This window comes from Rhizobium ecuadorense, assembly GCF_001187535.1.
GTDB lineage: Bacteria > Pseudomonadota > Alphaproteobacteria > Rhizobiales > Rhizobiaceae > Rhizobium > Rhizobium ecuadorense.
Genome location: NZ_LFIO01001579.1, coordinates 1 through 17,867, shown reverse-complemented (window position 1 = coordinate 17,867; position 17,867 = coordinate 1). Strand labels below are relative to the sequence as shown.

The window sequence follows — 17,867 nt, the reverse complement described above, 5'->3', positions numbered from 1 at the left end:
CGCTTCGGCGGCAACGGCGTTCTGCGCGCGAAATGGACAAGAAGGATCACATCGGCATGAACGCGCTCGAACTCTTCCGCACCGGCAGGGACTATATCGAAATCGCAGCCATTCTCGGCCTGTCGGTGCCTTCGGTGGAAATCGAGATCCACCGGCTTCGAAGCGCCGAGAAGGGCGACACGGTCCAGCAGGATCATGCCGGCGCGGAGATCCGCCGGTTTCCCCACCGCATCAGGCCCGGCACGCCGGTCAGTTTTGCCGGCGGGCAACGGCGGTGCGTTTGAGCGACCGAAAAAGGAAAACGGCATGGCGAAGGAAACAATGAGCAAGGAGATCATGGACATCCTCAGCCCGGTGCTGGGGGAGGAACTGGCGGCAGCCGTCATCGAGCATCGCAAGCGCACGCTGAGGAAACCGCTGACCGCTTACGCCGCCCGCATCCAGGCCAGAGAATATCTGCTGACCGGCGATCCGGCCGGTGCTGCCGAAATGCAGATCTTCCGCGGCTGGCAGGCGATCAAATGTGACTGGTACCTCAAGGAGAAGGCGAGGGAAGCCGGGTCGATCAACAGCAGCACGAGAAGGACGACAGTCGATGCCGCAAGAGATTTCCTCTCCGGTGAAGATCATAGCGGGGATGCTTTCGGGTTTCCCGGCATCCGCAGGCATTGATCCCGACATGCAGATCCGCGCCTATCTGCTGGCCATCGACGGCATCCCGCTGGAGGCCGTCTGGCAGGCGGCCAAACTCTTCATTTCAGGAAAGGTCAGGAATCATAACCGCGCCTTCGCACCGAGCTCGGCCAGTTTCGCCGAGCAATGCCGCCGGCAGCAGGCGGCCATCGCGGCGCAAAGCCGCCCGCGCGTCGAGCGGGTGCCCGAGCCGCCGCAGCCGAAAGTCGCGGCCTACAAGATGCAGCTGCTGCGCGACGCGGCGAACGGCAGCCGCAGCGCCAAGCGGGAGCTGGCGAAAATGTTTCCCGACAACCCGATCATTGCACGAGCCACACGACACGAGGAGGCATTGAGGTGAGAAGCCTGTTCTGGACGGAAGACAAGATCGTCAAGGCGCAGAAGCTCTGGCAGCAGGGGCTCTCGGCAAGAGAGATCGCCAATCTGTTCGGCTCGAAGAAGAACACCGTCATCAACATGACGCACCGCAACCGCGACAGGTTTCCCGCACGGCAAGTCACCCGGCCGCCGCCCGAGACCTGCGAGGCGCCGGCGCCGATCCGCCACCCCGACCGCGTCACGCGGGTGACCTTGTCGGGGGCTGAGGTGACGATGCCGCGGGTGCCCTGCATCGATGGGCCGGCATCATGAGCCCGGCCATCAAGAGCAACATCACCCCGCGCGAAACCGAAATCATCGGCTGGATGGCGGCCGGAAAGACCGCCGCCGAGATCGGCACCATTCTCGGCATCTCCCCCATCACCGTGAACACGCACATCGCCAACGCCAAGGCGAGACTCGGCGTCTTCAAAGACACCGCACTGGTCGCCGCCGCACTGCGCAACGGCATCATTCGATAGGAAGGACAATCAGCATGGGTGGCAAAGCAGCCAAGATAAAGACGGCACGGGCAAACAAGGGCGCCGGCCGGCCGCGCAAGGCAAATGTCGAGCGTTTTCCCTGCGGCAAGATCAAGCCGTTCGAGACCGAGAAGGACAATATCAGCGTCGCGATAGCAGCCCGCCGCCGCATCCACGGCTTCGGCCGAACGGTCGACGACGAGACGGTCAAGAGCCCGTTTGCCGGTTATACGCTGGGGCGCATGTTCCTCGACGGCCTGATTTCCGCAGAGCAGCGTCAGGCCGGCGACGATTATGCCGAAGCCATGGCCCGCTACCACAAGACCACCGGCATCCCGGCCCCGAGCCCCAGGGCGCAATCGCTCTTTTCCGTCAAGGGCCACGAAGGCGAAGTCACCGAAAGCCTCGCCGACCGCGCCCGCAAAGCCAGCAACCGCATGATGGCCCTGCAGGCCATCCTGCTGCGCTGCCAGGACGGCCCGCAGGTGCGCAGCACCGTCTACAACGTCACGGTGATGGACTACGAACATCTGCGCCAGATGCCGCCGCAGCAATTGCTGTGGCTGCGGCGGGGGTTGATCGCGCTGCGCGGGGCGAAGGGTGGGTGATGAGGGGGCGGTGGGGCGCGTGTCAGTCGTCGATTTGGCGGCATGAATGCGGATGACTGCCTTTGCAAGACCGTAGCGAAACTGGCCCCTTCTCCATCCGCCAATGCTGTGTTTGCCCGGCGCTCACCCCACTCTCCGTCCTCCTCGGGCTTGACCCGAGGATCCACGCCGGCCTCCATCAGCTGCGGCGTGGATCCCAGGCTCAAGGCCTGGGATGACGGAGGTTGGGGGCACTTTCGACAAACGCCTTGCCGATCGAGCGCAACATTTGCGAGCGAGGTCAATCTTCCTCGCAGTTGGGGAGGGGGCTTGGCCAGCCACCGGCGCCAACCGAACAGCCGGGGTTCAAGGCCTGGGGATGACGGAGGGGAGCGGGAGCGCCGTTGAAAGAATGTGACACGCTTCTATTGTGGCGTGTAACAGGAGTGGGCCGCGCAGAGTATCGAAGTGCATGGCTGTGTTATGACGCACCTCCACACGGCCCATCATACTTACGATTTCAGGCGCTTCTTGTTCCCGCGCCGCCGGAAAATTTTGATTTGTCGCGTGCCATCTTCGCCGCGTCGCCAGATATTTTCAGCGGCCGGTGATGACGGCCTCAAAGGTATCCGCGCCTTGTCTCAACGGCTCACGATTGGCGTCAGTTGTACTTCGACTACCGATATGTTTCAAAAGCGGATGACCGATGCTATCGCTCCCCGTCTCCTGGATCAGCGCATCCGAAATCGCTTCATCGAGCTCTTCGACGTTTTGTCAAAGGGCGACGAAGCCGTCAGAGACCTTGGATGGGCGGAATATTTCAATTACTTCTTCGACTGGTTCCCCGATGAAGGTCCGATTCAGCTCCTCTCTACGATGACCGATCAGGAAACCGAGGCAGCTGAAAGAGTTCTTGCGGCAATGCGGGACGCCTGCGATGCCACTCCACGCTTCATGACCGACGATGACCTGATTTCAACCGGATGGCCGAAGCGCATTCTGCCGATCGCCAAGCAGGCGGCCGATATTTTTCTCAGGCGCGGTCGCTTTGATGAGGACGTCGTCGAGCCCGAAAGCTCGTAGCAGCGGGCGCAAGCCGCTTGAAAACCCGTCGTCACCCACATCATCATCCTTTCACCACCGAAAAGAACAGGAACCGCGGCGTCGCCGTCAGGCTCCGGTAGGCCTGCGGAAACAGCGCGGCGGCGCGAGGATCGGGCTGGGGTTCGCTGACGATATCGATCTGAAATCCGGCCGCCTTGAGGGCGTCGAACATGGCGTGCAGCGGCCGGTGCCAGAAGCGCATGGCGATCTCCAGTCCGCCGCGCTGCCAGGTCTCGTCGAAGCTGTAGGTCTCGAAATAATTGTCGTGGCCGCTCGACGGGTGATCCATGAAGGGATGGTGGGTGGAGAAAACCAGGCGGCCGCCTTTCGGCAGCAGCCGGCTGAATTCCCGGAGCGGCGCCGACCAGTCCGGCAGATAATGCAGGACGAGCGAGGCGAGGATCAGCTCGAACGCTTGATCCTCGAAGGGCAGTGCTTCACCGAGATCCGCCTGCAGCAGGCGCGCGCGTCCTTCCAGGCGGCGTTGCGCGATCTGCAGCATGCCGGCACTGGCATCGATCCCGGTCACCACGGCCCCGCGCTCGACAAGCGCTGTCGCATGCGCCCCGCCGCCGCAGCCGGCATCGAGCACGGAACGCCCGGCGACCTCGCCGACCAAGGCAAGAATGGCCGGCCGCTCGTAATAGGCATTCCAGGCATTGGCCTCATTATCCGCGTCATAAGCCGCCGCGAAGGCATCATAGTCATTCTCGGCCATGGTTTGCCTTTCCGTGGGGTGTCGGACGATTGCGTTCGGTCATGCGTGTTTGACTAAGGGGCAGCCGTACCATTTTTGCGAGAAACGCTGGTAGATGCAAGCCGCCGCAGAGCGCATGGCTGCCCCTCACCCTAACCCTCTCCCCGTAAAACGGGGAGAGGGGACGTGCCCTGCGAGACGTTGGTGAGGGACGGAGAGGTTGCGGCATATCCCCTTCGCCCCGCGAGCGGGGAGAAGGTGGCGGCAGCCGGATGAGGAGCGCGCGGCAATCTCCCAGTTCGAGGAAAGCATTTCTTTCCCAAACGACCCTCTCAGCAGCGGGCATGGATCCCAGGCTCGAAGCCTGGGAGGACGGAGATCAGGGCGCCAAATTCCCGGCTGAGGTTAAGCCTTGCCCAGATGTTTCGGCCAGAACTTCTGATGCACCGCGGCGGCTTCGGCTTCGAGGTTCGTCGGGCCAACCACGGTGACGATGCGCGCGCCGGTCTGCAGCACTGCCCGGCTCGGCACGTTCAACCCGATGCCGGCGATCTCGCCAAGCCGGGTTTCGGAGCACGCAAACACCATATGCCCGATGCCCGACCAGTAGATCGCCCCGGAGCACATCGCGCACGGCTCCGTGCTGGTGTAGAGCGTGCAGTCGGCGAGAAAACCGGTGTCGTAGTGCTGCGCCGCAGATTTCACCAGGTTCATCTCGGCGTGGTTGGTCATATCGTGGCCGGTGAAGACGCTGTTTTCGGCGCGCAGGATGACCACGCCGTCCTTCACCAGCACCGAGCCGAATGGTTCGTCGCCCCGGTCCATCGCGGATTTCGAGAGCGCAATCGCCTCGCGCAAAAACGGCTCGTGATCTTCCATCAGAGTCTCCCCAAAAGCTAAAGCGGGATGATTTTGTCTTGAATCGGCGGGATTTCCAAGGGCTGCAAATTGGGTTGAGGATCGGCGATCGCGTGCAGACACCCGCACCTTACGAAAATGTATAGCCCCGGCGAGGTGCCCGTGAGTTTTCCGGCGCAGGTTTGGCGCAGTCGTTGCCAAGTCGAAGGCCAGCTCACTCATGAACATGCGCGCCACACCCGCCGCCCTGATGCCGGCGATCCATCCGGTCAGCCTGCGGGTCGATACCTATCTGATCAATCTCGATCGGGCGCCGTTGCGGCGGTTTCGGATGGAGCGCCTGCTTTCCGGCATCGGCCTGGCCTTCGAGCGGGTGGCGGCGGTGGATGGTGCGGCGCTCAGCCTGCCGCATCCGGATTTTGACGAAGCCGCCTATCTGAGCCGGCATGGCCGGTGGCCGAACCCTTTCGAGATCGGCTGTTTTTTCAGCCATGTCGAATGCGCCAGGCGCTTCCTCTCCGGCAATGCCGAATTCGCGCTCATTCTGGAAGACGACCTCGATTTCGACGATGATCTCGCCGAGGTGCTCGAGGCGGCGCTGCAGCATCAGAGGCGCTGGGACATCCTGCGTCTTTCCACCGTCAATACCGGGCGCAAGCATCACGTGGCGCCGCTGACGGCGTCGCGCTCGCTTGCCATTGCGCTGACCCGCGAGAAGGGCTCCGGCGCCTATCTGATCAACCGCAAGGCGGCGGGCTGGATTGCAGGCGCCCTGCTGCCGATGCGGCTGCCCTATGATCTCGCCTTCGATCTGGAATTCGACGAGGGCCTGAGCGCCTGCTTCGTCGATCCGTTGCCGGTCAGCCAAAGAGCGGATGCCTGCTCGCAGATCCAGGCAGGGCTTTCGGCCTATCGGCTCGGCCGCCGCCGGCCGTGGAGCGTTCTGCCCTATCGCGCGGCGGCCGAAATCCGCCGCTTTACCGCCCGCTTCCGCCGTCTCGCGGCGTCGAGGATTGGGGGTCAGGTTCGCTCCGCCGGGAGTAGCGGAAAGGCGATCGAGACGATGAGGCCGGGGTGATTGTCGGCCATGGTGATCTCGGCCGCGTGCAGCTCGGCGATCGCCTTGACGAGGCTGAGCCCGAGCCCGCTTCCGGGTGTCGTGCGGCTTTTGTCCAGCCGGTAGAGCCGCCGGAAGACTTTTTCCCTTTCGCCGGCGGGAATGCCGGGGCCGCTATCGGCGACGGAGAGGATGGCGCGATCGGCTTTGCTGCGCAGCGAAACCGTGATCACCGTTCCGGCCGGGCAGTGGTTGATCGCATTCTCCACCAGGTTGGCGATCAGCTGCGTCAGCAGATCGCGGTCGCCGCGGATGATGGCGGGAGTGCGCGCCGTTATCGTCAGCGATTTCTGCGCATCTTCGGCGACATCGACATAGACTTCCGAAATCACCGCCAGCACGGCGTCGAGATCGGTCGCCTGGAAACGCTCCTTGCGGGCGCCGGCCTCGATCTGCGAGATGCGCAGCAGCGCTTCGAAGGTGGCGTTGATCCGGTCGCTCTCGTTTCTCGCCTCGTCGAGAAGGGCTGAGACATCCGCCTGCCGGTCATTGCCCGCCACCGCGGCATCGAGCGTCAGCCGCAGCCGGTTCAGCGGGGTTTTCAGATCATGGGCGATATCGCTGCTCACCTGCCGCATGCTCTCGACCAGGCTCTGCAGCCGCACCAGCGCCGCGTTGATCTGGATCGCCACCGTATCGAGATCGTCGCCATTGCCGCTGATCGGAATGCGGGCGTCGAGCGCGCCGTGGGAGACATCGTTCATGGTGAGGGCCACCCTGTCCAGCCGCGCCTGGGCGCGAACGGCGAGAAACACGCCGCCGCCGATCGCCGTCGCCACGACGATCGCTGCCGCCCATTCGAAACTTTCGAGCACGATCCGCAGCATCTCGTCGACATCGTTGAAGTTTTCGCCGACCACCAGGCTGTAGGGGCCGATCGTCGACACCTGCATGCGGTAACGTTCGTGACCCTTCAGCCCGACATCGCGCGAGCGGACGGTATAGACGCCGTTCGGGATGGGCGGTGCGGCGAAATTGCCGGCGAGTTTTTTGCCGGCATGGTCGGTCAGCGAATAAAGCCCGTCCGAGGTCGACTGGAAGCTCGCATAATTGTTCAGCGTGTTGACCAGATCCTGGGTGTCACCGGGCTCGTAGGTGGAGACGATGAGCGAATTCATCTCGGTCAGCGACTGTTCGAGATCGCGGGAAAGGCCGAGGTCCAGCATGTGATAGATGACCGCGCCGCTCAGAAAGAAGGTGACGACGAAGAGCACGCCGAAGGTGACGGCAAGCCGGAACGGCGTGCTCCGGCGCAGGCTGGAGAAGGATGCCGAAAAGCGTGTGCGGTCGGGAAAAATCATCCCTTTCTAACGCGGCGCATGCAGGCTGTAGCCGGTGTTGCGGACCGTGTGCAGGAGCTGGGCCTGGAACGGCCTGTCGACCTTCGCCCGCAAGCGGCTGATATGGGTCTCGACGACGCTGGTCTTCGGATCGAAGTGGAAATCCCAAACCCGCTCCAACAGCATCGTCTTGGTGAGGACCCGGCCTTCGCCGCGCATCAGCACCTCGAGCAGGGTGAATTCGCGCGGCTGCAGCTCGATCACCTGGCCGGCGCGCCGCGCCTCGCGGCGGATCAGATCGAGCTCGAGATCGGCAACCTTCAGCACCGTCTTCTGCTCCTGCACCGGCGGCCGCCGGCCGAGCGCGTTGACGCGGGCCAGAAGCTCGGAGAAGGCAAAGGGCTTGGTGAGATAATCGTCGCCGCCCGCCTCCAGCCCCTCGACCCGGTCGTCGACGCCGCCGATCGAGGTCAGGAACAGCGCCGATGTGCCGACCTTGGCAGCCCGGAGCGATCGAACGATCGCCAGCCCATCGAGCCCCGGCAGCATGCGATCGACGACGATGACGTCATAGGCCTCGCGCTGCGCCTGAAACAACCCATCGCGCCCGTCGCCGACCACGTCGCAGACATGGCCTGCCTCGGAAAGGCCCTTGGCGATATAATCCGACGTCTTCCGATCGTCCTCGATAAGCAGGATCCGCATCAGCCCGATCATTCCCGGTATGGCGGGGCAATCTAGCGGAGCGGGCGGCTGGGCGACAACTTACGGATTTGTAAGGTGGGGGCGTGGTCGACGTCGCAACCGGACTTCAAGAGTTTCCCACCGTTCCTTGAAAGATGCGACGAGTTAGGCTTTTCTCGTCTCGGTACGTTTACATGACGGGGAGGGGACGATTGGCGAACATTCCAGATAGTATGAAATCAGAGCTCGCCGCCTGGAATGATGGTCGAGGGATCAGCCTCGGAGACTGGACCGCCAACAGCGGGAACTTCTCGCTCGCCGTAGGCTATGCAGAGATATTCTGGCCTCGCTTCGTCGAGTTTGAAAAATATATTCTCGTTGATGGTTTCAATTTGGAGGGCTTACGATCCTTTGAACGAAATGCTGAGGCAACGCGCCAGTCTATCGAATGGGTCATGAATCATTTTCACATCGCTGACATTCAGCACTCGGCATGCATAGATGTCGCCGGCGACAAGCTGGCGATCCTGGGCGAACGCCTGCGCGAAATCTACATCGCAAAGCTTGGGTGGCAATTTCCTGATCGTACATTCGTCGTGGAGTTTGTTCAGCCGGAATCGCCCGATGAATTCGAAGATTATCAGATAAGCTTTTTCCAAACGTGATTTTTGCTATCGACGGTGGCCTGTTGCGCGAGGCGCAGATATCGTCCGTTCTTGACAGGAAATGGTTCGCCAAGCGCTACGGGCCGCAGCCGACACAAGGCTTGAGAATCCCCATCAGAGCCAAGACTAAGCCGAAGGCAGCCGGTCCCGGTTCGACACTTGTCGCGAATCCGACCTCTCGGGAAACCTGACCGACCTTGGCCTTATCGACGCTTGTTCCTCGGCCCGTTTTCCTAAATCCCCGATCCGTCGAGCTGCTCGGCGTCGTCGCCTTCCCAGGGGGAGGGCATCGAGAGGCGGGTGAGATTGGCCGAGGGCAGCGGCATCCAGCACTTCAATTCCGGCTCGGCATATTCGATGATCTGCCCGGGCGAGGAATCGGAGGCGCGCCAGCTCTCTGCGCCAAACTGATCGCCATGCGACCAATAGGCGAGGTCAACTTCTGCCGGCCCCTGTTCGGACGGGCGGATCGTCACCAGGATCCGACTGCCGTCTTTCGGTGCGCTGGCCATGCTGCGCCAGCGGTCTGCCTCGTCCATCGCTTTGCCTCCTGCCTTGCTGCAGGTGCAACTGTCGCCTCACCATCGAAAGCGGTCAACTCAAACTTTGCGGGGAGCCTTGGCTATCGATGGCGGCTTGAGCTATCCTGAAGTACCGGGTGGAGGATGATGGCATGGCGAAGCTCGTCTTCGGAATGAACCTGTCCCTGGATGGCTATGTCGACTACCAGGAATTTGCGCCCGATCCCGTGCTCTTTCGTCACTGGATCGAGCAGGTGCGCGGCCTGACGGGGAGCCTCTATGGCCGCCGCATGTACGAGATCATGCGCTACTGGGACGAAGACCACCCTGAATGGACCCCGGAGCAGCGTGACTTCGCTGTGGCATGGCGGCGCCAGCCGAAATGGGTCGTGTCGCGCTCGTTGACGTCGGTCGGCCCCAATGCCACGCTTGTTTCGGAGGATGTCGAGGCGGTGATCCGCGGGCTGAAGGCCGGGCTTGCCGGGGAAATTCAAGTCGCCGGGCCGGAGCTTGCGGGTGGTCTGACCGAGCTTGGCCTGATCGACGAGTATCGGCTCTACTTCCACCCCGTCGTGCTCGGCCGCGGCAAGCCCTTCTTTACCGGCCCGAGGCCGCCGCTCCGCCTTGTCGCCAGCGATCGGATCGGCGGGGATGCGGTGCGATTGACATATGTGCCTGGTTGATTGGGTTCACGGCGATGGAAGCGGCTGAAGAGCGATCATGAAAGGCGTGCCAATGATGATCCCTCTATCCGGAAGCATCAACACTGCGAAGGGTTGATGGCACTTTTCGTTTTGATGGACGCCCGTCTCAGACCAGTTTCGCGGTCATCTGCTGATGCTCGGTTTCACGCTTTTTTTGGGGGGTGGTGGAGGCTTCAGGCGGATGCGAAGCGGACGGCCTTCGGCGTGATCCACCTCGAAGGCGTTCGTCTTCTTCACCAGATCGATCAATTTCTTGATTCCGAAAGTCCGTCGATCGAAGTCAGATGCCAGATTGGCAAGATGCTTTCCAACGGCGTCAAGCGGCACCCATCCATCCTCGGTCTCCATCTGCGCGATCACCCTTTTGATGATCGGCGTTGCGGCGCTCGGCGGCTTCGGTGACGATGCAGCCTGTACGGCGTCAGCTCCGTTCGAGGCGATCGAAGGAGCCAGATTTTCAGTATAGATAAACCGCCGGCATGCCTGGCGGAAGCTCTCCGGTGTCTTCTGTTCGCCGAAGCCGAAGACGTCGATCCCTTGTTCCCGGATGCGTGAGGCGAGGCGCGTGAAATCGCTATCGGACGACACCAGGCAGAAACCGTCGAAGCGGCCGCTATGCAGCAGGTCCATCGCTTCGATGACGAGCGTGATGTCGGACGCGTTCTTGCCTGGGGTGTAGGCAAACTGCTGCTGAGGGATTATCGCGTGTCTTGCGAGGATATCGATCCATGCTTTCGAGCGAGTACTGGCGAAGTCGCCGTAGATGCGCCGCACGATCGCTTCACCAATCTTGGCTATTTCCTCGAACAGACCGTCGGCGATTTTCGCCGAGGCATTGTCGGCATCGATAAGAACCGCAAGACGTGGCGAGCGTAGTTCAGGCATGTCGAAGCTCCCTGGCGATTGATGGGTCCCAAACTCAAGATGCCAGTTATTTCAACCAGAAGTTTTCGTCGCGGTCTATAGCGATGGAAGCAGCGGAGGGGCGGATGAGGGGGTCACACGGCGCGAAGCCAACGACAAGTTTGTCTCACCCACAAAAAGGAAACGCCAGAGCAAAACCCTGGCGTTTCGGTTCAGGCCACCAGACCCTTGGTCAGCTCCAGCGCCTGCTGCTCGAACAGTCGGCGATAGATGCCGTCGTGGCGGCGGATGAGCGCCTGGTGGTCGCCCTCTTCGACGATCCGGCCCTTGTCGAAGACCAGCAGCCGGTCGAGCGCCCTGACCGTCGACAGCCGGTGGGCGATGACGAGTGTGGTGCGGCCGTCCATCAGGCGTTCCATCGCCTGCTGGATCTGCATTTCGCTCTCGCTGTCGAGGCTGGAGGTCGCCTCGTCGAGGATCAGCACCGGCGCATCGGCCAGGAACGCGCGGGCGATGGCGACGCGCTGCCGCTCGCCGCCCGATAGTTTGACGCCGCGTTCTCCCACCATGGTTTCATAGCCCTTCGGCAGGCTCAGGATGAAGTCGTGGGCGCTCGCCTGTTTCGCCGCCTGCTCGATCTCGCGCCGCGAGGCGTTCGGCCTGGCATAGGCGATATTCTCCGCCAGCGTGCGGTGAAACAGGATCGGCTCCTGCTGGACGATGGCGATCTGGCTGCGCAGGCTCGATTGCCGGACCCTGGCGATATCCTGCCCGTCGATGCGGATCGCGCCCGCATTGACGTCGTAGAGGCGCTGGATGAGCTTGACGAAGGTCGTCTTGCCCGAACCCGAATGCCCCACAAGGCCGACACGCTCGCCCGGCTTGATGGTGACCGAAAAGTCCTCATAGAGCGGGGTCGGATGCGCGCCGTATTGGAAGGTGATGCGGTCGAAGACGATCTCGCCGCTGCCGATATTGATCGCTGTGGCGTCCGGCCTGTCCTCGATCCCCAGCGGCATCTTGTCGAGCAGCACCAGCTCTTCCATGTCGTTGACGGCACGCTGCAGGTTGCGGATGTCCTGGCCGACATTGCGCAGATAGCCCTGCAGGACGAAGAACATCGCCAGCACGAAGGTGACGTCTCCAGGCGTCGCCAGCCCCTGCTGCCACATAATGAGGCCGGTTCCCAGAATGCCGGCCTGCATCGAGACCATCATGAAGCCCTGGATCGTGCCGCTCAACGTGCCGCGTTTCCATGTCCGCCGCGTGCGGCTGTCCCAGGTGCCGAGCACCCGGCCGAGCCGGGTCTCCTCGCGGCTTTCGGCGCCGAATGCCTTGACCACCGAGTTGCAGCTGATCGCATCGGCGAGCGCGCCGCCGAGCTTGGTATCCCAGGCATTGGCCAGCCTTGCCGCCGGCGACACGAAGCCCATGGAAAGCGCCACGGTGACGCCGATATAGACCAGCGATCCCAGGCTGACGATCAGTCCCATCACCGGCCAATAGCTGCCGAGCACGATGCTGGCGCCGACCAGCATGACGATCGACGGCAAGAGAGCGACGAGCAGCAGGTCGTTGAGCGAATCCAGCGCCCACATGCCGCGGGTGATCTTGCGCACGGTCGAGCCGGCAAAGCTGTTGGCGTGCCAGTCGGTGGAGAAACGCTGCACCTTGTGGAAACCGCCATTGGTGACATCCGCCATGGTGCGCAGCGTCAGCCGGATGATGCCGTTGAAGATGAAATAGCGCAGCGCCACGCTGGTGAAGCCCAATGCCACGACGATGACGAAGGCGCGGAGTGCGCCGTCGGCCGCATTGCCGCCGGCGATGGCATCGACGATCTGGCCTGAAAAGACCGGCACCATGACTTCGGCGAGCGTGCTTGAAATCACCAGCACGATGATCAGCCCCACCAAACCAGGCCGGTGGGTCCAGTGATGAAAGATAAAGCCGAGCACGTTGCGATAGGCATCGGCGCGGAAATCGAGCTTCTTGCGAGTCATTTGAACCAACCCGGCCGCATATCGGCAACCGGTCCTCAAAATCGAGCGTTAATTGGCACAGCCCAAGCGGGAGACGAAATAATCCCGTCAGATCAATCGGGCTATGAACGGAGTGAAAACCGCATGTCGGGCGCGCTTGAGGCGGGCCGCGAATGGAAATGACCTAGTGTCGGGACATTCCGCACGGGAGGATTTTGGTGATTGCTGATGATGTCATGCAACGCCTCCCTTTTGTTCGATCTGACGCGGTGAGCCTCTTGTAGCGAAGGTGACGGCGCTTGCCAACCGGGAAATTGCAACCTGACAGAAAGTGATGCGAAAACGACACAATCTATAACGTGCAGGTTTACGCACCGCCGTTTCTTGCCGGGTTCGCCGAGCCGGTGCCGGACACGTTATGGCAGGCGCGAAAGGTCGGTCGGCTCCGGTTTTGCACCGGCTGCCGTCAGCATCGCGTGGACCTGGCCGCGGTGATGGGTCTGGTGGTTGAAGAGTTCGATCGCACAGTTCGCCTTCGGCTTCTGGACCCGCGTTGCACCGTCGCCGGGATACCAGACAAGCATGCCGTCGAGCTCGGCGTCGCGCAGTTCTCTCGCCCAGGCTTCGATTTCGGCATTGCGTTGCAGACGCAGGCTCTTGAATGCATCCCAATCGGATGGGCTTGTCAGCGAGTGCGTGATGGTTTCCTCGGGCCGCTCATTGCCCTTCAACCGCGCGAGGATCAGGGCGTCGGCCCAATAAAGATGGTTCAGCGTCGCGGCGATCGATTGGAAGAACGCGCCCCGATCCTTCCAGCGATCGGCATGCGTCAGCCCGTCGGCGGCGGTGACGAGAGAGGTGTTCTGCCAGCTGTTGTAACGGGCCATGAGTCGGCAGTATCCGGCTGAGATCATTGTCTCGGACTCCGATGGTTAGCGGTGTTGGGGGAGATCGGCGGATGCAGAGAAAACCCGTAGGGGCTGAGGCCGATGGAATGGATCTAGGCCACCTTCACTGTTCGTCAAGCTTGATTTACATCGTCTGATTGTAAGCGGGTCGCCCCTGGTTATAAGGGCGCTGATAGTTTCGATATTGGGCGGTCATGAAATATAAATTAGCACTTTTGATCCCGATCGCATTTGCTCTCACAGCCTGCGGACACCCCGGGAAACTCAGCCCTCAACAGCGGGAGGCTATGGTCAAACGACATATGGATCGCTGCTTGGCTGAAGGTATCCGCGACCAGACCGGTTTGATACGCTGCACGCTTGACAAGATGTGCTGCTCCGCGCCGACGAAGCAAGCGGAAGACGCCCCCATTTTTGATGCATCGACGGGCAAGATGCTGACAGGCAATGCCGCGGTAGCTGCGAGAAGGCGCGCCAACCGCCAGAATTAAATTCTCTTTGGGAAAATACCGCGCGGTACCTGCCCAGAACCTCACCCCACCCTCCGTCCTCCTCGGGCTTGACCCGAGGATCCACGCCGGCTGCCACCAGCGGGGCCATGGATCCCAGGCTCAAGGCCTGGGATGACGGAGATTGAGGGTACGGTTTCGCCAAACTCAGCCGTCAGCCTTGGTCTATCTTGCTGCGCTGCCATTACACGGCACAGCATCATCTCCTCGGCACTTCTCATCCTGGCGGCTCGGCGCCGATTTCCCCGACAAGCTCCCATATGTCGACCTTCTCGGCGCGTCCCTTGACCGGGGCGAGGCCGAAGGGGCGGAAGGTGAAGCGGTCGGGGACGGCGTTGCGGGTGGCGGCGCTGACCAGGATCGATGTGTTCAGCTCCTTGTTCATGCCTTCGAGCCGTGACGCGACATTGATCGTATCGCCCATGGCCGTGTACTGCTGACGCGAAATCGCGCCGAAGCTGCCGACGACGGCCGGGCCGGTGTGCAACCCGAATCGCGTCAGGAGTTCCGGGCGGCCATTGCTGCGATTGGCTTCGTTCAAGCCGTCGACCGCCGCTTTCATGGCGAGTGCACATCGACAGCCGTGTTCGGCATGTCTGCTATCGTCGACCGGGGCGTTCCACATGACGAAAATGGAATCGCCGAGATATTGCACGACGGTGCCGCCGTTGCGCTCGGCGATGGTGTTCAGCTGTTCGAAATAGGCAGAAAGCGTGTCCACCACCTCCTCGGGCGAATGTTGTTCGGAGATGGTCGTGAAGTCTTTGATGTCGGTGAACAGCACGGTCACCTCCTGCCGCTTCGCCCTGACGATCGTTCTCGTCTCGGGATTGACGATCTGCCGGACCACTTCGCGCGGGACATAAAGGGCAAACTGACCGATGGCATGACGGCTGGCCGACAGCGCGCTCGCCAGCGTGTTGATCTCGCTGATCCAGGAGTGGGACATCGGTTTCTCGCCGACCTCCAGATCGCCGATCCTGCGGGCCTCGTCCGCCAGCCGATAGAGCGAGCGGCTGACCATGCGCGACAGCATCACCGAGGCGCCGACGCCGGCGAGCAGGAACGCGGCGGCAATGAACAGATTGCGCCGGAGCAGCCGATTGGCCTCGGCCACCAGATCCGCCAGCGGCACGATGATGGCAGCCACGCTGCCCGTGAACAGGCCGGAGACGCTGACCGGAGCGATCTGCACCAGATGGGTTTCGCCATCGAAATCGACCCGCGCCAGGCCGCCGCCGGCAAAGGCCGGATCCTGCCGCAGTCGCGTCACGGTTTCGAGGCTCGGGTCGAATCGGTTTGCGGTCGCACCAAAGGCGCCTGATGTTCTCGACCACAAGCCGATGATCCTGCTCATGATATCAGGGTCGGAATGGGCGACGAGATTGCCGTTGGCATCGATGATATAGGCCCGCGCCCTTGGCGAAATCTCCTCGGCGTCGAGCAGGCGGCTGACGGTCTGCAGGTGAATGTTGATGCCGAGCACTACTTTTCCATCGTCCCGCATCGGGGCTGCGATCGTCAGCGTCGGAACATTGAGGGTGCCGGTGACATAGGGGCCGACGGAAACCGGCACGCCGTCCTGAACGACCGATCGATACCATGGGCGTTGCCGCGGATCGAAGGATGTATCCTCGACATTGCGCTCCCCGATCACCTCAGCATCGCTGTTGAGAAAACGCAGCGTCGAGATGATGTCGGGGCCCTGCCTCCGTGCGATCATTCTGATCGCGAAAGCCGTGCCATCGGGTGCGGCAAGCGTCTGGCGAGCGTCGCGCCGGGCGGTATTGATCACCTGCAGGTAGGAGCCGTCGGGGTAGCCGGCGTAAACGCTGGTGGCGTTGGGGACGTTTCGCAGAACCTCCTGAAAGAACTGCTGTTTTTCCTTGATGTCCTGAGGCGGCAGGGAAACCAGCTGCGGCAGGGTGGATGCCAGCGCCACCGCCTCGGTGACGCCCTGCAGCGTATTGCGGTATCCCTCGATCAGCCGCAAACTCATCGCCCGCATCTGCTGCGCGCCGGCACTGACCGCAGCATCGCTTCCGCGGCTGAACGCCATCCAGATGATCGGCGCCGACGTGCACAGCAATGACGCGACGACCAGGACGCCGAGGTGCAGTCTGAGCGGTTTGGACCAGCGCACGCGATTTCCCCCGAAATGCGGACACGTCTCAGCACGGATAGCGCAAGGTCTGTCTGGCATGCGCTACCCAACGATGCCAGCTAACTGCTTTTTGAAGGCTTGCACAAGCTGGTGATCGCTGCGTTTGCCACGGAGCTCACCCCCGAGGGCCGAAGGGGCAATGGCCTTTTTTCCGCCACACAGCGCTGGATTTGCCACGGCGCTCACCCCACCCTCCGTCCTCCTCGGGCTTGACCCGAGGATCCGCGCCGTCTCCACCAGCGGCGCGCATGGGCGACGAATTTCATTGCTTGGGAACCAGGCCATCGAGCAGGAAGTCGAGGCCTTTGCTGAAGGCGCCGTCCCAGTCATTGTCGAGCAGCAGCCGGGAGCGTTCGATGGTGGGGTAGTGTTGACTGAGAGCTGTCAGGCGCTGCTGCGCGGCGGCTCTGTCCTCGTCCGAGAGGTCGAAGCTTGCCCTTGTGGTGGTGGCGCCGATCACATAGTTCCAGAGCGACCATATCGCGACGTTCAGATCGGCGTCGGCCACACCGGCTCTCGACAGGGTGCTGCCCAGCAGTTCCAGGCGCGCAAGGATGTTCGGGCCGAGCGCCCGGCGCGGCAGGAGCGATGCCGACCAGGGATGGCGCAGCATGGCGGCGCGCCAGTCCTTGAGCAGATGAACGACGTCGCCGCGCCAGTCTTCCGACGCATCGACTGGCGCCGGGCCGCGATAGGCGAGCACCGAATCGAGCGCCAGGTCGAAGACTTCCTCCTTGTTGCCGACGTGCCAGTAAAGGCTCATCGCGCCGGCGCCGAGGCGATCGGCGAGCCGGCGCATCTTCAATCCGTCGAGCCCCTCGGCATCCAGCAGCTCGATGGCGGTCGCCACGATCCGTTCCGGCGAGAGAGGCTGTTCACTGCGCGGCTCCGGCCCGGACGGAGGAGCTTTCCGTTGAGGCGGCTTATCCGCCGCGCCGCTGCGTTTGGCTGCCATCCGTTTTCCCTGCTGATCGGTTTGTCGATTTAATCCGACAAAGCGATGAATGTCGATGCTGACGGATTGACTCGTACAATGTACGATGCAAGTTAATCGTACATTGTACGAGACAATCACATAGGCGACAAACCGACGTTCAATCCTGCCGGCTGCGGGGAGGTGGCCCGCAGTCCTCAACGCTCAAGAGAAAATCATGTCACGCGCAATCACGCATCTGCTCATCGGAGGGCTCATCATCATGACCATTGGAATTCCCGCCAAAACGGCAGCCAACGAGACCAATCTCAAGCTGACCATCGTCAATCCGAAAAACCTCTACGATCCCTCGCCGAACGGCTACAGCACGGCGGTGATCGTGCCGAGGGAAGGCCGGCTGGCCTATATATCCGGGCAGGGCGGCCAGGACAGCAGCGGCGCCTTGTCGCCCGACTTCGCCGTCCAGGTGAAGCAGGCCTACGCCAATCTGCGCAGCGCCCTCGATGCGCTTGGCGCCAGGCCCGATCAGGTCGCCAAGCTGACGGTGTTCGTGGTCGATCACGATATGTCCAAGCTTCAGGTGTTGACGGAGAACGTCAAGGAGATGTTCGGCGCAGCCCTGCCGGCGCAGACGTTGATTCCCGTTCCCAAGCTGGCGATCGACCCCATGCTCTTCGAGGTCGAAGCCGTCGTCCTTTTGGACTAGAGCCTTTCCTGGTTAGATTGAAGCATTCTGCCGGAGCAGGTTTTCGTCAGG

Annotated in this window: 22 protein-coding genes; 12 read left to right on the top strand and 10 right to left on the bottom strand. The window is 62.1% G+C overall.

All coding sequences use genetic code 11. From position 1 onward, the window contains the following. Nucleotides 1-32 precede the first annotated feature (32 nt). The 7 genes from AF337_RS32410 (at nt 33) to AF337_RS42880 (ending at nt 3,202) form a co-directional block, all read left to right on the top strand. Complete coding sequence (locus AF337_RS32410) at nt 33-284, top strand: RNA polymerase subunit sigma-70 (protein ID WP_049735320.1); 252 nt, start codon at nt 33-35, stop codon at nt 282-284. Nucleotides 285-306: 22 nt separating this feature from the next. Next, nucleotides 307-672 carry a hypothetical protein gene (locus tag AF337_RS32405; RefSeq protein ID WP_049735319.1) on the top strand — a complete coding sequence of 122 codons (366 nt, stop codon included), beginning with the start codon at nt 307-309 and terminating at the stop codon, nt 670-672. Continuing rightward, a complete protein-coding gene (locus AF337_RS32400; protein WP_049735318.1) occupies nt 638-1,033 on the top strand; it encodes a hypothetical protein in 396 nt (131 codons plus the stop codon). Before AF337_RS32405 ends, AF337_RS32400 begins: the two co-directional genes overlap by 35 nt. Next, complete coding sequence (locus AF337_RS32395) at nt 1,030-1,323, top strand: GcrA family cell cycle regulator (protein ID WP_049735317.1); 294 nt, start codon at nt 1,030-1,032, stop codon at nt 1,321-1,323. The genes AF337_RS32400 and AF337_RS32395 overlap by 4 nt, the downstream gene beginning before the upstream one ends. Then, complete coding sequence (locus tag AF337_RS32390; RefSeq protein ID WP_049735316.1) at nt 1,320-1,532, top strand: response regulator transcription factor; 213 nt, start codon at nt 1,320-1,322, stop codon at nt 1,530-1,532. Before AF337_RS32395 ends, AF337_RS32390 begins: the two co-directional genes overlap by 4 nt. 14 nt (nt 1,533-1,546) lie before the next feature. Continuing rightward, a complete protein-coding gene (locus tag AF337_RS32385) occupies nt 1,547-2,140 on the top strand; it encodes a hypothetical protein (RefSeq protein ID WP_049735315.1) in 594 nt (197 codons plus the stop codon). A gap of 462 nt (nt 2,141-2,602) precedes the next feature. Continuing rightward, nucleotides 2,603-3,202, top strand: coding sequence for a hypothetical protein (locus AF337_RS42880; RefSeq protein WP_152971286.1), 600 nt, complete (start codon nt 2,603-2,605; stop codon nt 3,200-3,202). 43 nt (nt 3,203-3,245) lie between these two features. On the opposite strand, the gene AF337_RS32375 is transcribed toward AF337_RS42880, so the two are convergent. Further along, nucleotides 3,246-3,941, bottom strand: a complete 696-nt coding sequence (locus AF337_RS32375; protein ID WP_049735313.1) for a class I SAM-dependent methyltransferase — start codon at nt 3,939-3,941, stop codon at nt 3,246-3,248. 384 nt (nt 3,942-4,325) lie between these two features. Continuing rightward, a complete protein-coding gene (locus AF337_RS32370) occupies nt 4,326-4,799 on the bottom strand; it encodes a nucleoside deaminase (protein ID WP_049735312.1) in 474 nt (157 codons plus the stop codon). Nucleotides 4,800-4,998: 199 nt separating this feature from the next. On the opposite strand from AF337_RS32370, the gene AF337_RS32365 reads away from it, so the two are divergent. Continuing rightward, complete coding sequence (locus AF337_RS32365) at nt 4,999-5,856, top strand: glycosyltransferase family 25 protein (RefSeq protein WP_049735311.1); 858 nt, start codon at nt 4,999-5,001, stop codon at nt 5,854-5,856. On the opposite strand, the gene AF337_RS32360 is transcribed toward AF337_RS32365, so the two are convergent. Continuing rightward, nucleotides 5,799-7,196, bottom strand: a complete 1,398-nt coding sequence (locus AF337_RS32360) for a sensor histidine kinase (protein WP_049735310.1) — start codon at nt 7,194-7,196, stop codon at nt 5,799-5,801. The two genes, AF337_RS32365 and AF337_RS32360, sit on opposite strands and share 58 nt — an antisense overlap. Before the next feature lie 6 nt (nt 7,197-7,202). Further along, nucleotides 7,203-7,880, bottom strand: coding sequence for a winged helix-turn-helix domain-containing protein (locus AF337_RS32355; RefSeq protein ID WP_049735359.1), 678 nt, complete (start codon nt 7,878-7,880; stop codon nt 7,203-7,205). Nucleotides 7,881-8,071: 191 nt separating this feature from the next. Between AF337_RS32355 and AF337_RS32350 the strand changes: the two genes are divergently transcribed. Continuing rightward, a complete protein-coding gene (locus AF337_RS32350) occupies nt 8,072-8,524 on the top strand; it encodes a hypothetical protein (RefSeq protein WP_152971285.1) in 453 nt (150 codons plus the stop codon). 233 nt (nt 8,525-8,757) lie between these two features. On the opposite strand, the gene AF337_RS32345 is transcribed toward AF337_RS32350, so the two are convergent. Then, nucleotides 8,758-9,063, bottom strand: coding sequence for a hypothetical protein (locus AF337_RS32345; RefSeq protein ID WP_049735308.1), 306 nt, complete (start codon nt 9,061-9,063; stop codon nt 8,758-8,760). Between the two features lie 134 nt (nt 9,064-9,197). On the opposite strand from AF337_RS32345, the gene AF337_RS32340 reads away from it, so the two are divergent. Continuing rightward, nucleotides 9,198-9,728, top strand: a complete 531-nt coding sequence (locus tag AF337_RS32340) for a dihydrofolate reductase family protein (protein ID WP_049735307.1) — start codon at nt 9,198-9,200, stop codon at nt 9,726-9,728. Between the two features lie 144 nt (nt 9,729-9,872). Here AF337_RS32340 and AF337_RS32335 read toward each other — a convergent pair whose 3' ends face one another. From AF337_RS32335 to AF337_RS32325, 3 genes are all read right to left on the bottom strand, one after another. Then, entirely contained in the window at nt 9,873-10,634 is a 762-nt protein-coding gene (locus tag AF337_RS32335) for an NYN domain-containing protein (protein ID WP_049735306.1), read from the bottom strand. Nucleotides 10,635-10,825: 191 nt separating this feature from the next. Next, nucleotides 10,826-12,616, bottom strand: coding sequence for an ABC transporter ATP-binding protein (locus AF337_RS32330; RefSeq protein ID WP_049735305.1), 1,791 nt, complete (start codon nt 12,614-12,616; stop codon nt 10,826-10,828). A gap of 395 nt (nt 12,617-13,011) precedes the next feature. Next, the gene (locus tag AF337_RS32325; protein ID WP_049735304.1) at nt 13,012-13,509 is read right to left on the bottom strand and encodes a DinB family protein; all 498 of its coding nucleotides are present in this window, start codon (nt 13,507-13,509) and stop codon (nt 13,012-13,014) included. A 308-nt stretch (nt 13,510-13,817) separates the two neighbouring features. On the opposite strand from AF337_RS32325, the gene AF337_RS43435 reads away from it, so the two are divergent. Then, a complete protein-coding gene (locus AF337_RS43435) occupies nt 13,818-13,994 on the top strand; it encodes a hypothetical protein (protein ID WP_160320394.1) in 177 nt (58 codons plus the stop codon). A gap of 235 nt (nt 13,995-14,229) precedes the next feature. On the opposite strand, the gene AF337_RS32315 is transcribed toward AF337_RS43435, so the two are convergent. Together AF337_RS32315 and AF337_RS32305 are read right to left on the bottom strand one after the other, a co-directional pair. Beyond that, nucleotides 14,230-16,155, bottom strand: coding sequence for an adenylate/guanylate cyclase domain-containing protein (locus AF337_RS32315; protein WP_049735302.1), 1,926 nt, complete (start codon nt 16,153-16,155; stop codon nt 14,230-14,232). A gap of 283 nt (nt 16,156-16,438) precedes the next feature. Beyond that, complete coding sequence (locus AF337_RS32305; RefSeq protein WP_049735300.1) at nt 16,439-17,131, bottom strand: TetR/AcrR family transcriptional regulator; 693 nt, start codon at nt 17,129-17,131, stop codon at nt 16,439-16,441. Nucleotides 17,132-17,327: 196 nt separating this feature from the next. Between AF337_RS32305 and AF337_RS32300 the strand changes: the two genes are divergently transcribed. Continuing rightward, nucleotides 17,328-17,816, top strand: a complete 489-nt coding sequence (locus tag AF337_RS32300; protein WP_049735299.1) for a RidA family protein — start codon at nt 17,328-17,330, stop codon at nt 17,814-17,816. The last annotated feature ends 51 nt before the right edge of the window (nt 17,817-17,867 follow it).

Coding starts and splice junctions, on each gene's coding strand:
- AF337_RS32365 (WP_049735311.1), top strand. CDS start 4,999: ATGAACATGCGCGCCACACCCGCCGCCCTGATGCCGGCGATCCATCCG.
- AF337_RS32410 (WP_049735320.1), top strand. CDS start 33: ATGGACAAGAAGGATCACATCGGCATGAACGCGCTCGAACTCTTCCGC.
- AF337_RS32325 (WP_049735304.1), bottom strand. CDS start 13,509: ATGATCTCAGCCGGATACTGCCGACTCATGGCCCGTTACAACAGCTGG.
- AF337_RS32370 (WP_049735312.1), bottom strand. CDS start 4,799: ATGGAAGATCACGAGCCGTTTTTGCGCGAGGCGATTGCGCTCTCGAAA.
- AF337_RS32330 (WP_049735305.1), bottom strand. CDS start 12,616: ATGACTCGCAAGAAGCTCGATTTCCGCGCCGATGCCTATCGCAACGTG.
- AF337_RS32375 (WP_049735313.1), bottom strand. CDS start 3,941: ATGGCCGAGAATGACTATGATGCCTTCGCGGCGGCTTATGACGCGGAT.
- AF337_RS42880 (WP_152971286.1), top strand. CDS start 2,603: ATGACGCACCTCCACACGGCCCATCATACTTACGATTTCAGGCGCTTC.
- AF337_RS32400 (WP_049735318.1), top strand. CDS start 638: ATGCTTTCGGGTTTCCCGGCATCCGCAGGCATTGATCCCGACATGCAG.
- AF337_RS32345 (WP_049735308.1), bottom strand. CDS start 9,063: ATGGACGAGGCAGACCGCTGGCGCAGCATGGCCAGCGCACCGAAAGAC.
- AF337_RS32385 (WP_049735315.1), top strand. CDS start 1,547: ATGGGTGGCAAAGCAGCCAAGATAAAGACGGCACGGGCAAACAAGGGC.
- AF337_RS32360 (WP_049735310.1), bottom strand. CDS start 7,196: ATGATTTTTCCCGACCGCACACGCTTTTCGGCATCCTTCTCCAGCCTG.
- AF337_RS32355 (WP_049735359.1), bottom strand. CDS start 7,880: ATGCGGATCCTGCTTATCGAGGACGATCGGAAGACGTCGGATTATATC.
- AF337_RS32305 (WP_049735300.1), bottom strand. CDS start 17,131: ATGGCAGCCAAACGCAGCGGCGCGGCGGATAAGCCGCCTCAACGGAAA.
- AF337_RS32390 (WP_049735316.1), top strand. CDS start 1,320: ATGAGCCCGGCCATCAAGAGCAACATCACCCCGCGCGAAACCGAAATC.
- AF337_RS32300 (WP_049735299.1), top strand. CDS start 17,328: ATGTCACGCGCAATCACGCATCTGCTCATCGGAGGGCTCATCATCATG.
- AF337_RS32405 (WP_049735319.1), top strand. CDS start 307: ATGGCGAAGGAAACAATGAGCAAGGAGATCATGGACATCCTCAGCCCG.
- AF337_RS32340 (WP_049735307.1), top strand. CDS start 9,198: ATGGCGAAGCTCGTCTTCGGAATGAACCTGTCCCTGGATGGCTATGTC.
- AF337_RS32335 (WP_049735306.1), bottom strand. CDS start 10,634: ATGCCTGAACTACGCTCGCCACGTCTTGCGGTTCTTATCGATGCCGAC.